This window comes from Amycolatopsis sp. YIM 10, assembly GCF_009429145.1.
GTDB lineage: Bacteria > Actinomycetota > Actinomycetes > Mycobacteriales > Pseudonocardiaceae > Amycolatopsis.
Map to the genome: position 1 here is coordinate 4,972,187 of NZ_CP045480.1, position 12,834 is coordinate 4,985,020.

The window sequence follows — 12,834 nt, forward strand, 5'->3', positions numbered from 1 at the left end:
CCCCGGAGAAGGCCGCTCAAACAATGGCGGTGGTTCGTGTGACATCGGCGGCGCGAGTGCCGATTCCCTCACGTGGCTACCCCAGACGAACTGGACACCGACGTCCGCTTCACCCTCAACGGCCGGCCGTTCACGCTGAACGCGCTCGCGGTGGCCGCCCGGTTGCGTGGTCGCACGCCGGAGCCCATCCACACCCATTGGGTCAGTGTCGACGGTGTGCGGTTCCCGGTGAAGCAGGCACTGGAAATCGCCCTCCAGGTGGACCGCGCGTCGTTCACCTCGCAGTCCGCGCTGGGCTGCTTTCGCCGGCTGGGCCTGGTCACCAGTGAGTTCTCCCGCCTTCCGGGGCGGCCCGCCCGGCGCGGGACCAGGACGCCGTGGGTCGGTGTCGACGAGGCGGGCGCGGCGTTCGCGAGCCTGGTGGCGTTCCTGCGCCGCTCGCCGTTGACCGACGGGATCGGCGCGCTGGAGCACGCGCTCGTCAGCGCCGACGCCCACCGCGCCCGCGAGGTCGCGCACGACGCGGGGCTGACCGAGGAACTGCTGCGGAGCGCGCTGATCGTGCGACGTGACGTCGGCCGGGTCAGCGACGTCATCCACGCCACCGTCATCGCACTGGCCCTGCCCGCCGTGCTGGAAGAGGGGGAGCGGGTGGTCCAGCGCCCGTCGCTCGGGCCGGGGAACGATCCGGCCAGGACCTTCGACCTGGAGACCAACATGCGGGTTGCGGAGTTCAAGGTCGCGGTGTGGTCGGGGGGCGACATGATGCGGAAACGGGGCCTGGTCGCCGATCTGGTGCACCTGGCGATGAACAACCGCGGCCGTCGCCCGGAACTGTGGGCCGTGGGCGAGGAACCGGCGTACTTCCTGCGCACGAGCGCCAGTCCCGTCGGCGAGTTGCTGGCCCGGTCCTCGCCGCACCTGCAGCGGCAGTTCGCGCACCGCTACGGAACCGCGGCCATTACCCTGCGGGACTTCGTGAGCAGGCACGCCGGCCACGTGCAATTGTGCGACATCACCGAGGTCGTTCCGGAGGTGGCGGAGGCGCTGAGCTGAAAGTGTCCGATGTAGACGTTGGGTCGGCCGGGACCGGTGCGGTGCCGCACCGGAAGACGATCAGGGCAGGACCAGCTCCCCGGAAACCTCGATGCGCGCCCCATCGGCGTCGGCCAGCACTCCGGTTTCGCGCGGGTCGTAACCGGTGACGGTCAGCTGCACGCGGTGTCCGGCCCGCACGAGATATGAGGTCGGCAGCAGGGCGAAGCGCAACCGCGCGGTCTCACCGGGCGTAAGCGGCGCGGCGTCCTGCGCCCACGCGCGGTGCCACGGCACGCCTTCGGGCAGCGCGTATGGCGAGGGATGCTCCGCGCGCAACGAGACCTGCTGCCGTCCCTCGGTGATCACCGTGGTGGTGCCGTCCGGCGCGACGTCTTCGAGGTAGGCGAACAGATGCGCGTCCGGCCGGTCCGCGCGCACCGACAGCCCGGCCACCGGCGTGCCGGTGATCTCGGTGTCGCGGTCGAGCACCGGGCCGGTCCAGGCGGTGCCGCTGCCGGGAATGTGGCACGGCTGGATGACCGCGCCACTGCCCGGATCCGACGGGCAGCGCACCCCGGTCGACACGGTGAACGCGCGGCTGCCCGGCGCGGCCGAGCCGAGCACGCCGTCACCGCCGAGCGGCGCCGGTGTGCCACCGGCGGGCCAGCTTTCCGCCGGCTTCCAGGTCAGCCCGGTGGCGTCGGCCAGGTCCGAGGACGGGGTGGCGTAGTGGATCGGCGGTTCGGCGGTGATCCCGGTGTCGATGCCCTTGAGGTGCTGGTCGAAGAACCGGTGCGCCTCCTCGAACAACGCGAAACCCGCGTTCTCGCAATGCTTCCACGGTCCGATCAGCAGTCGCGAACCCGGCACGTTGAGCAGGGCCGCGATGCCCTGGCCGCGCAGTTCGTCCCGCCAGCCACCGATCACGTACACCGGCACGCCCGCGTCACGCAGCTGCCCGGCGTAACTGCCCGCGCTGCCCTCGCTCCAGAACCGCGACTGCACCAGCGGTGAGAAGCTGTCGCGGAACGGCATGCCGCGCCACAGGTCGGCGAGCACGGTGGACTGCTGGTGCTCGCGGGCGGCCTCGGCCAGCAGCACCTTGTCCGGATCGCCGTCCACGGGCAGGTTCTGCAGGTCCTGCTCGACCGTGCGCGCCGGGCCGAAGCCCCACTGCGCGGAGATGCCGCCGACCCGCCACGCGTCGTACTTGTCCCACGAGAAGCACCCGGCGAGCACGGCCTTGAGGTGCGGCGGCCGCATGGTCAGCGCGTGCATCGCGGCGTCACCGGTGTTGGAGCAGCCGTAGACGCCGACGTTGCCCGACGACCACGGCTGCGCGGCGAGCCATTCGGTGATCTCGTAGGCGTCCGCGGCCTCGATCCGGTCGTTGTACCCGCGCCGGACGCCGAACGACTGCCCGTTGCCGCGCCGCGCGACCTGCGCCACCACGTACCCGTGCGCCGTCAGCTCCGGAATCGTCTGGATGCCGCCGGTTTTCGGCCCGGCACCGTCCTCGGGCTTGCGGTCGATGGACAGGCTGTGCTGCCACAGCACCGGGAACCGGCCCGGCGCGGTGGGTCGCTCCACCCGCACGGCCAGCCGGGTGCCGTCGCGCATCGGCAGGTAGAACGACTCGGTCACCCGCTCGGTGAACCGCGGTTCCGGGTGGTAGGAACCCAGTGAACCCGCCGCGGTGGCCGGACGGTCCGGGACGAGCAGGAAGGTGGCGATCCCGGCTGCCACGAGCAGGAGCGCGGCGGCCAGGGCGAAGCGGAAGCGGCGGGGCATTTCTCCTCCAACAGCGGTTCAGTGCGCGGGCACGGCTTCGCCGAGCGCGGTTTCGCGGACGAGCAGGACGGCCACCAGCGCGAGCACGGCGACCGGGAGCGTGACGAGGAAAACCAGCTGGAGTCCGTTCGTGTAGGACTCGCGGACGGCCTCGGCCAGCGGTGGGGGCAGGGCGGCGACCCGCGCGGGCGTGCCCAGCAGTCGCCGGACGCCCTCGTCGGTGGCGGGCAGCCCGGCCGCACCGAGCGCGGCGGGCAGGTCGGCTCGCAGCCGCGCGGCGATCAGCGCGCCGAACGCGGCCACGCCGACGGCACCACCGAGCATGCGCGTGAACATCGCTGACGAACTCGCCACGCCGACGTCTCCCGGCGCGACGGCGTCCTGCGCGGCGAGCACGAGCACCTGAATGGTCAGCCCGCTGCCCGCGCCGAGCAGTGCCATGCCCGCGGCGACCTGCCAGGCCGGCGTGGTGACGCTCAGCGGGGCGAGCACGCCCAGCCCGGCCACCAGCAGCGCGCAACCCGTTGCGGGATAACGCTTCCACCGCCCGGTGCGGACGATCAGCCTGCCGGTCAGCGCCGAGGACACGACCATCGTGCCGAGTTGCGGCAGCATCAGCAGCCCGGCCGCCATCGCGCCGTGCCCGTGCACCACCTGGAGGAACTGCGGCAGGTAGATCATGCCGCCGAACATCACCGTGCCGACCAGCAGCCCGGCGGTGCAGGCGATGGTGAAGGTGCGGCTGCGGAACAGCCGTGGCGGCAGGATCGGGTCGGGCACGCGGTGTTCGCGAAGCACCGCGAGCAGCGCGGTCACCAGTACCACGGTGGCCAGCGCGAAGGTCGCGGGCGAGAGCCACGGCCACGCGTGGCCACCGGCGGACAGCAGCACCACCAGCCCGCCGGAGGACAACGCCAGCAGGGCCGCGCCGAGGTGGTCCAGCGGCGCGGTGGGCCGGGGCGGGCGCCGGTCGGGGGCGAGCCGGATGAGCAAAGCCGCGAGCACGGTCACCGGGACCACACCGAGAAAGCACCACCGCCAGCCGGGCCCGCCCGGGGTGACCAGCAGCCCGCCCAGCAGGGGACCGGCGACCGACGCGCTGCCGAAGGAAATCCCGAACCAGCCGGTGTAGCGGCCGCGTTCCCGCGCCGGGACCAGTACCGCGATCAGCGCGTTGGTGCAGGCGAGCACACCGCCGGCGGCCGCGCCCTGGAGCGCGCGGCCGGTCACCAGCCAGGCCATCGACGGGGCGAGCCCGGCGGCCAGTGAAGCCACCACGAACCCCGCGGTGGCCGCGAGCAGCATCGGGCGCGGGCCACGCCGATCGGCCAGCTTGCCCCAGACCGGGGTGGCCGCGGTCAAGGTGAGCAGTGCCGCGGCGGCGACCCACGCGACCTGGTCCTGCCCGCCGAGTTCCCCGGCGATGGTGGGCAGCGCGATGCCGATGATGGTGTTGGTCAGCGAACTGGCGAACAACGCGACCAGCGCGCCGGCGAGCACGGGCCCGGCCCGCACGGTCCGCTCACGCACCGAGTACCTCGGCCTCGAGCCAGCCGCCCACCGCCTGGTCCAGGAACGCCGGGTCGGACCGGCGCGCGTCCACGTTGTCGGCGTGCAGTTCGAGCACCGGCACGCCCGCCGCGCGCAACGCCCTGGTGGTGGCCCAGCTGCCGCGCGCGTCGTCGGAAACCAGGTGCACCACGCCGTCGACGCCGTGCGTGCGGGCCTGGTGGACGTACCACTCGGCCGACCACGGCGGGGTGTACAGCTGATCGGAGAAGGCGGCGAAGCGGGCCGCGAGCGCGCGCAGCGGGTCGTCGCCGTAGCGGAGGTAGCCGTCGGCGGCGATCGCGAGGTACATCGACCAGACAAAAACCGCGCCGTACCGGTCCTGGAAACGGCGGTAGAAGTCGAGGTCGAACCAGAGCCCCCGGCCGATCCACATCAGCCTGGCGCGCTCGGGTTCGCACACCGCCGCGCCCGCGGTGATCCGTTCGGCCACTTCGTCGTGCAGCGCCTTCGCCGCGTCCCGCGCCCACTCGGTGCCGCGATGCCACTGCGGGATCATCACCGCCGGAATGCCGTCGGTGACCGGGATCGGGCACGGGCGGGCGGCGGCGATCAGGTCGCGGGTGCGCCGGTTCCACTCCTCCTGCTCGTTGACCAGCTCCATCACCTGGGTGAAGCGCCGCCACGAGAACCGCAGTCCGGTCGTGGTCTCCAGGAAGCGGATCAGGCCATGCAGCTCGCCGGTCATCAGCTCGATCCGGTCGGTGCCGATCGCCTCGTCCCAGCGGTGCGGCATCAGCTCCCACCAGCGCACGGGCACGGTGTCGGCGGCGGCGCTCTCCAGCGGGTAGAAGGTCACGCCGGGTAGCTCGCCCCAGACGTCGAAGATCTTGCGAGAGGCGTCGCCGGTGGTCTCCGCGAGCACGATCGAAGGTTTCGGCAAACCGCCCCACGGCCCCGAATCCGGGGCGAACGCGCTGGCGAGCGAGGTGGAGCTGTACTGCTCGGTGTAGTCGGGATAACCGCGTTCACGCAGCCGGGCGAGCTGCTCCTGGGTGTGCCGCTTCGCCGCGACGATCGAGGCCCACCACTGGTTCACCACGTACGGGATGCCCATCGCGCGGAAGATCTCCTGTGGCGCGTCGGCGTTCACCAGTGCCATCGGGGCGCCCTCGGCGACCTGCCGCTTGAGGTCGGCGAACCAGGCGCGCTGGTACGCCGTCGCGGCGGCGGCGCTGGGCAGGCGGTCGCTCATCGGACCACCGCCGCGAGATCGATGTGGCCGTATTCCTGACGGTCGACGAGCGTGGCGGGCACGCCGGCGGCCTCGCGCTGGGCCGGGAAGTCCCACGGCGGCGCGTCGTCGTGCAGGCGGACGTAGGACAGCAGGGTCTCGGCGCCGCGGTCGCGCACGGCGGCGGCGGTGTGCGCGGCCCGCTCCGCGATGGAGGCGCGGGGCGCGGCGGGACCGCCGAACTGGTAGCGCTCGGCGATCGCCAGTTCCGTCGGAGCGCCGATGTCGGTCACCGCGAGCAGGTCGCCCCAGTCGTGGTCCTCGCCGACGATCAGCAGGCCCGCGTCCTCCAGTGCCCGGTAGACCTCTGGGGAGTCGTGGCTGCTGCCGGTCAGGTACACCGGACGGCCCGGCCGCGGTTGTCGGTCCGGCAGCGTGGAAAGCAACTCCCGCAACAACTTCTCCGCTTCGCCGATCGGCATCGCGGTGACCGCCGAAACCGCGGCCAGTGCCTCGGTACCGGTGAGCCGCCGGTGGCCGCGATGGGTACCGGTTTCCCTGAGGAGGCCCCGGACACGGTCGTGCGCGGCGACCGCGGCGGCCAGGTCGTCGTCATCGATCCGGCGTCCCGCGACGGCTTCGAGCCACGACCGGAACTGGCGGACCTTGGCCAGCACGTACCGCGTGGTGGTGTGGTGCGGCAGGTGCAGCACGTCGACCAGGTGCAGCGGCGGCAGCGCGATCGACGGCTCCACCCGGCGGATTTCCCGCAGCACGTAGAACAACCGCAACGACGCCTCGCAATCACGGGACAGCACAAGCACATCGAGGTGGCCGTACGCGCCGTCGAGCAGCCGGGTCAGTATCGAGCAGGCGACCGCGTCGAGCCCGCCGCCGAGGCGTTCCCGGCCCGCGCTCGCGTCCTCGCCGGGCGAGCCGGTCAGCCGCAGCGGCAGCATTCCGGCGGCGGTCAGCAGTTCGACCGGCACGTCGGCGCCGACGTACCCGGCCACCGGCCGACCAGCCGCCCGCCAGCGCACCACGGCGTCTTCACGATCGGGCAGCATCAGATGACCGCGTCCGCGGCCAGCGCGGCCAGTTCGTCCTCGCTGTACCCGAGCAGATCGCGGTAGACGTGGTCGTTGTGCTCACCGAGCGCGGGCGCGGGGGAGTCGAGGCCGACCGAGGCGCCGGAGAACACGATCGGCATGCCGGTGGCCGACAGATCCGCCACCGCGCCGTGCCGGGGATGGGTGATCGGCACCACCTCGCGCCGCGCGCGTACCAGCGGATCCCGTACCGCGTCACGGGGTTCGCGAACCTGGGCGGCGGGCACGCCGTGCTCGGACAGCCGGTCCACCACTTCCGGCGACGGCAGCGCGCGGCACCAGTCACCGATCAGCGCGTGCAGTTCGTCCGCGCGCCGCACGCGTTCGTCCCGGGTGCGGTATCGCTCGTCGTCGACCAGATCCTCGCGGCCCATGGCACGCAGCACTCCGCGCGCGAAGGCGTCGGTGGGCGCGCACAGCGCGATGTGCCCGTCCGCGGTGGGCAGGATGCCGAACGGGGCCAGCCGCGGGACCAGCGAACCGGTCCGCTGCGGCAGCCCGACCGCCTCGAAGGCGTCGAACGGCTCGCAGGCCACCAGCGAGGTCAGCGCGCCGAGCATGGACACGTCCACGTGCTGGCCCTGTCCGGTGGTTTCCGCCTGCAGCAACGCGGAAACCGTGCCCACCACGGCGAAAAGGGGCGCCAGCAGGTCACCGACGGGCAGGCCGAACCGGATCGGGTCGCCGTCCGGCTCGCCCGCGGTCATCATCACCCCGGACAGCGCCTGGATGATCGAGTCCATCGCCTTGCCCGACCCCGGCCCGCCCTGCGTCCCGAACCCGGTGATCGAGGTGTAGACCAACCGGGGGTTGAGTTCCCGCACGGATTCGTAGTCGATGCCGAGGCGCCCGGTGACGCCGGGGGAGTAGTTCTCCACCAGCACATCGGCGTCGCGCACCAGATCGGTGAACACCGCTTTCGCGCGCGGGTCCTTGAGATTGAGCGTCACGCTGAGCTTTCCGCGCCCGCGCACCAGCATCGACACCGACATGTCGTCGTTGTGCTTCCGGCCCAGTGCCAGCCCGTCGCGGCCGAGGTAGGGCGCGTTGTTGCGGGAGGTGTCGCCGCCGGTCGCGGGATTCTCCACCTTGATCACCGTGGCGCCGAGCCCGGCCAGCAGCAGGGTGGCGTACGGTCCGGCGAGCGCGGTGGTCAGGTCGATCACGGTGCGGCCGGCGAGCGGCTGGTCGGTCATGCGTGGTCCTCCGTGGCTGGGACGCGGCCGGTGCCGGCGATCAGGACCCGGTCGCCGCGGCGGACCAGTTCCGCGCCGAGCCGGGCGCGTGCGGTGATGTCGCGGACGTAGGCGAGGACGGCCTCGCCCTCCGCGGAGTCCGGTGAGAGCGGCACCGGGCGTCCCCGGTCGTCGATGTGGCACGGCGCCAGCCCGGCTTCGGCCAAGCCGTCGCGGTCGAACCGGCACACCGCCACCACCGTGTTCCGGCTCTCCGGGTGGAACGGGTAGTACGGCATCGCGGGATCGGGGGCGAAACCGTAGAGCGCCTTGCGCTTCTCCGCCCACGCGGCGCGTTCGGCGCTGTCGCCGCCCTCGGCCGGGGTGAGCGCGCGGGTGACCGTGACGAAGTTGCCGAGGCCGTGGAAGATCGGCTTGCCGCGGTGGACCTCGATGCCGCGCAGGATGTGCGCGTGGTGGCCGAACACGGCGTCGGCACCTGCGTCGATCGCCGCGCGCGCCACCGGGCTCTCGTACATCGCCACCGCCGCCGGGGTGTGCCCGACGCCCTTGTGCAAGGACACCAGCACGACGTCGGCGTCGGCGCGCAACGCGGTGATGTCGGCGGCCATCGCCTCCAGGCCGTCCGGATCGGCGAAGGTGTAGATCCGCGGCGGCCCGCCGGGGCTGGCGTGGTCGAGTTCGTAGTGGGTCAGCACGTGGACGTACGCGCAACCCGCTTTCTTCGACGTGGCCCAGGATTCCCGCGGGCCGACGCAGTTGTAGGAGAGCACGCCGATCCGCAGCCCGTTGCGTTCGACCACGGCCGGGGTGCGTGCCTCGGTGAGGTCGGCCCCGGCTCCGACCGGGACGAGCCCGGCGGCGCGGGCGTGCGCCACGGTGTCGGTCACCCCGACCTCGCCAGCGTCGAAGATGTGATTGCCCGCCAAGGTGACTACGTCGAAACCGGCGTCGGCGAGGGCGCCGAGGGCCGCTGGATCGGCCGGTGGCGCGGGCACGTCGGTGCTGATCTGGGTGGTGGTGGTCGAATGCGGGACCTCGACGTGCCCGATCGCGACGTCGGCCTGCTGGAACAGGTGAGCCGACGGCGCCAGGAAACCCGCCGGGTCCGGCTCGTCGAGGATCAGGTCCCCGACGGCGGCGATGGTGATCATGAGACCGCTTCCTCGGTGTGACGGGACAGGAAAGCACGCAAGCGCGGGCTTTTCGGGCTGCCGAAGACCTCGGCGGGGGTGCCCGATTCGACGATCCGGCCGGATTCCATGAACACGCAGCGGTCGGCGACCTCACGGGCGAACGCCATCTCGTGGGTCACCACCACCATCGTCAGCCCGTCGGCGGCGAGCCCGCGCAGCACGCCGAGCACGTCGTCGACCAGCTCCGGGTCGAGCGCGCTGGTCGGCTCGTCGAACAGCATGATCCGCGGGCGCACGGCCAGCGCCCTGGCGATCGCCACGCGCTGCTGCTGCCCGCCCGAGAGCTGACGCGGGTAGTGGTGAAGGCGCTCGCCGAGCCCGACCCGCTCCAGCAGCGCGATCGCGTCCGCCTCGGTCTCCGCGCGGTCGCGCCCGTGCACCCGCACCGGGGCCTCCGTGACGTTGCGCAGCGCGCTGAAGTGCGGGAACAGGTTGAACTGCTGGAAGACCATGCCGATCCGCCTGCGCTGCGCGGCCATCCCGCGCGGGCTGAGCGGCCGCAGCCGCCCGCGGTGCTCCTCGTAGCCGATCAGGTCACCGTCGAGGTACATCGCGCCCGCGTCGATCGACTCCAGCTGGTGCACACAACGGACCAAAGTGGACTTCCCGGAGCCGGACGGGCCGATGACCACCACCACTTCGCCCTCGGCCACGTCCAGGTCCACGCCGTCGAGCGCGGGGTGCGAGCCGAACGACTTGCGCACGCCACTCATCCGCAGCACCGGGTTCACGAGGCACCTCCGTGCGCGAAGCGGCGCTCCAGCCTGCGCTGGACCACGGTCAGCAGCGTGACCACGACCAGGTACCAGACGCACGCGACGATCAGCATCGGCACGATCTCGTAGCTCTGGTTGTAGATCACCTGAACCGCGTGCAGCAGGTCGTTCATCGCGATCACCGAAACCAGCGCGGTCCCCTTGAGCACGCTGATGAACTGGCTGCCGCTGGGCGGGATGATCACCCGCATCGCCTGCGGCAGCACGATCCGGAAGAAGGTCTGCGCCGGGGTGAAGCCCATCGCGGACGCGGCTTCGCGCTGACCCTGGTCCACGCCGAGTACCCCGGCGCGGATGATTTCGGCCATATACGCGGATTCGACCAGCGAGAGACCGATGATGCCCGCGGTGAGCGGCGTGATCAGGTCGTTGGCGTTCCAGGTCAGCAGCGCCGGGCCGAACGGCACGCTCAGCGAGATCTTCGGCAGCAGATAGGCCAGGTTGAACCAGAAGATCAGCTGTACCAGCGGCGGAATGCCGCGGAACACGCCGACGTAGAGCGTGGCCGCCCAGCGCGCCGGGGTGAACCCGGACAGCTGCGCGGCGGCGAGCAGCCCGCCCACCACCGAGCCGATCACCATCGCCAGCACGGCCAGCAGCACGGTGGTACCGAGTCCGGAAAGGACGGACGGGGCGAACAGGTGCTCGGCCACGACGTCCCACTGGAACCGCTCGTTGCCGACCAGGAAGGTCAGCAGTTGCGCGGCCAGCACGACGAGCACGGCGGTGGCCACCCAGCGCCACGGCCGGAACCGCGGCCGCGCGGTGGCGACGTCGTGCGCCCGCGCGGTGGCCGGTGGATCGGTGGTCACGGTCATGACGGCGTCCCGGCGTTGAACTCCGGCCGCGGCACGGTCACCTCGGCCAGCCCCCACTTCTCCATGATCTGCCGGTAGCGCCCGGAGCTGAACAACTCCGTGAAAGCCTTGTGCAGCACCGGTCCCAGCCCGCTCGCCTTGGACGTGTAGAGCGCCAGCTTGTCCGCGGTGGCGCCCTGCTCCTCGGTCTGCGTGACGTAGGTGTAGGCGCCCTGCTGCTGGGCGGTCACGTCGATCGCCGCCGCCTGCGTCATGCCCGCGGCCTCGGCGCGCCCGGACTGCGCGGCCAGCAGGGTCGCGTTGGTGTCGGCCAGCCCGATCGGCTGCACCGCGCCGCGGCCGGTTCGCTCGCAGAACGCCGAGAGCTGCCGCAGCTGCTCCTCGACCACGCTGGCGGTGACCACGGCGACCCGCTTGCCGCACAACGCGTCCGTGGCCGGGATCGGCACCGGCGCGTTCGACGGCACCACGTAGGAGGTGCGCGTGGTCATCCAGGTGACCGTGTCGAACTGCTTCTCGCGCTCGGCGGTGACCTTGACCGGCCCGTTGAACGCGTCGTAGCGGTTGGACAGCATTCCCTGCAGCGCACCGGGAAGGCTGTCGACCACGATCGTTTCCGTGCGCACGCCGAGCAGTTCGCCCAGTGCCTGCTGGAAGTCGGCGTCGATACCGGTGATCGAGCCGTCGGCGGCGACGGTGCGGTAGGGCGGATGGGAGTCGCCGGCGAAGCGGAGCACCCCGGCCTGGCGAACGGATTCGGGCAGCGCGTCGTGGAGCGCGGTGTTCGCCCCGGCCGGTGAAGGGGTGTCGGTGCCGTCGCCGAGCTGGGCACCGCAGCCGGTGAGGGTGAGCAGGAGCGCGGCGGCAGCGAACAGCTGTCTGCGTGGCCTGTGCTGTTCACGCGTGGAGGGGACTGGTCGCATGGCGGTGGTTCTCCCAACGTTGGGCCTTGCCAGGCGTGGTGTCGGAACCGGTCGGAATCGGCCGGGAGCCCGGGAACCGATCATTGCCGACTAGGATGGCGACGAGCGTCGCACGAGGTGTCGCCAATTGCAAGACCCGGTCGCCCCGTAGGCTTCCGGCCAACCGGAAGGGAGCGCGGATGCCGGACACGCCGCCGCGGGCCGAACCCCAGTTGCTGCTGACCTCGCTGCTCGGTGACTACTGGTACTGGCGCGACGAGCACATCCCGTCGGCCGCGCTGGTGCGGCTGCTCGCGGAGTTCGGCATCGGCACGGACAACGCCAGGGCGGCGATGCGGCGGCTGGCGGCCAAGGGCCTGCTGACCACCTCGCGTCGCGGGCGGACCACCGCGTACGGCATCCCGCCGCGCACCAGCGGGGTGATCGTCGGGCGCACGCACCGGATGCTGACCTTCGGCGCCACCGCGCCGGACTGGGACGGGTACTGGACCGTGGTCGCCTTCTCGGTGCCCGAACAGGAACGCGAGGTGCGCACGGCGCTGCGCTCACGGCTGCGCGTGCTCGGTTTCGCCGCGCTCTACGACGGTTTGTGGGTCTCACCGCGCGATCTCGCCGAAGCGGCCGTTGCGCTGCTCGCCGAACTCGGCATCGAACGCGGCAGCGTGCTGCGGGCGACCGAGGTGCCGGGCGGACCGGCCGCCGGTGGCCCGGCCGAGGCGTTCGACCTCGAACCGCTCGCCCGGCAGTACCGCGAGTTCGTCGACCGCTACCGGTCGCTGCCCGCGCATCTCACGGCCGGTCGGGTCAGTCCGGCCGAGGCGCTGCGCACGCGTACCGAACTGCGGGTCGACTGGCGGACTTTCCCCGAGCGGGACCCGGATCTGCCCGCGGTGATGCTGCCGCCGGGCTGGTGCCGCACCGAGGCGCAGCGGCTGTTCCTGGAGATCTACGACCGGCTGGGCCCGCTCGCCGAACAACGCTTCCGGGAACTGCTCGCGGAGTCCGACCCGGAGTTGGCCGAACTCGCCTCGCACCACGACAGCGCTCGCATCGCCGAGCTGCACGCCCGGCTCGGCGGGGATGCCGAACGCGGCGACACTCCGTTCGAGCAGGCCGTCCGCGCGCGGCGACTGGACGATCTCCGCCGCGGCTGAGGCTCGTACTTCATCAGGAATCCTGTGTATGTTCAGGTGACCCAGGTCACCACTGCTTGCCATCGAGCTGGCCCAGGCCGCAGGCTGACC

The 12,834-nt window shown here is 72.0% G+C and carries 11 protein-coding genes; 2 read left to right on the top strand and 9 right to left on the bottom strand.

Features of this window, described 5'->3' with window-relative positions; genetic code table 11:
- The first annotated feature begins 72 nt into the window (after window positions 1–72).
- Window positions 73–1,056, top strand: coding sequence for a hypothetical protein (locus tag YIM_RS23695; protein WP_153032429.1), 984 nt, complete (start codon window positions 73–75; stop codon window positions 1,054–1,056).
- Window positions 1,057–1,116: 60 nt separating this feature from the next.
- Here the strand turns inward: YIM_RS23695 and YIM_RS23700 are convergent, their stop codons facing one another.
- From YIM_RS23700 to YIM_RS23740, 9 genes are read right to left on the bottom strand one after another with little or no spacing between them, the layout of a single operon-like run.
- Window positions 1,117–2,829, bottom strand: a complete 1,713-nt coding sequence (locus YIM_RS23700) for a CocE/NonD family hydrolase (RefSeq protein ID WP_153032430.1) — start codon at window positions 2,827–2,829, stop codon at window positions 1,117–1,119.
- Between the two features lie 18 nt (window positions 2,830–2,847).
- Window positions 2,848–4,359: an MFS transporter gene (locus tag YIM_RS23705; protein ID WP_228004935.1), complete on the bottom strand. Its 1,512-nt coding sequence runs from the start codon at window positions 4,357–4,359 to the stop codon at window positions 2,848–2,850.
- Window positions 4,352–5,593 carry a 2-hydroxyacyl-CoA dehydratase family protein gene (locus YIM_RS23710; RefSeq protein WP_153032431.1) on the bottom strand — a complete coding sequence of 414 codons (1,242 nt, stop codon included), beginning with the start codon at window positions 5,591–5,593 and terminating at the stop codon, window positions 4,352–4,354. Before YIM_RS23710 ends, YIM_RS23705 begins: the two co-directional genes overlap by 8 nt.
- Window positions 5,590–6,639 (bottom strand): 2-hydroxyacyl-CoA dehydratase family protein, encoded by a 1,050-nt coding sequence (locus YIM_RS23715; RefSeq protein WP_153032432.1) that lies wholly within the window; start codon window positions 6,637–6,639, stop codon window positions 5,590–5,592. Before YIM_RS23715 ends, YIM_RS23710 begins: the two co-directional genes overlap by 4 nt.
- Complete coding sequence (locus tag YIM_RS23720) at window positions 6,639–7,877, bottom strand: CaiB/BaiF CoA-transferase family protein (protein WP_153032433.1); 1,239 nt, start codon at window positions 7,875–7,877, stop codon at window positions 6,639–6,641. The genes YIM_RS23715 and YIM_RS23720 overlap by 1 nt, the downstream gene beginning before the upstream one ends.
- Window positions 7,874–9,031 (bottom strand): CapA family protein, encoded by a 1,158-nt coding sequence (locus YIM_RS23725; RefSeq protein WP_153032434.1) that lies wholly within the window; start codon window positions 9,029–9,031, stop codon window positions 7,874–7,876. Before YIM_RS23725 ends, YIM_RS23720 begins: the two co-directional genes overlap by 4 nt.
- Entirely contained in the window at window positions 9,028–9,804 is a 777-nt protein-coding gene (locus tag YIM_RS23730) for an amino acid ABC transporter ATP-binding protein (RefSeq protein WP_370469009.1), read from the bottom strand. Before YIM_RS23730 ends, YIM_RS23725 begins: the two co-directional genes overlap by 4 nt.
- Window positions 9,801–10,667, bottom strand: coding sequence for an amino acid ABC transporter permease (locus tag YIM_RS23735; RefSeq protein WP_153032435.1), 867 nt, complete (start codon window positions 10,665–10,667; stop codon window positions 9,801–9,803). The genes YIM_RS23730 and YIM_RS23735 overlap by 4 nt, the downstream gene beginning before the upstream one ends.
- Window positions 10,664–11,590, bottom strand: coding sequence for a transporter substrate-binding domain-containing protein (locus YIM_RS23740; protein WP_153032436.1), 927 nt, complete (start codon window positions 11,588–11,590; stop codon window positions 10,664–10,666). The genes YIM_RS23735 and YIM_RS23740 overlap by 4 nt, the downstream gene beginning before the upstream one ends.
- A gap of 179 nt (window positions 11,591–11,769) precedes the next feature.
- On the opposite strand from YIM_RS23740, the gene YIM_RS23745 reads away from it, so the two are divergent.
- The gene (locus tag YIM_RS23745; protein WP_153032437.1) at window positions 11,770–12,744 is read left to right on the top strand and encodes a PaaX family transcriptional regulator C-terminal domain-containing protein; all 975 of its coding nucleotides are present in this window, start codon (window positions 11,770–11,772) and stop codon (window positions 12,742–12,744) included.
- The last annotated feature ends 90 nt before the right edge of the window (window positions 12,745–12,834 follow it).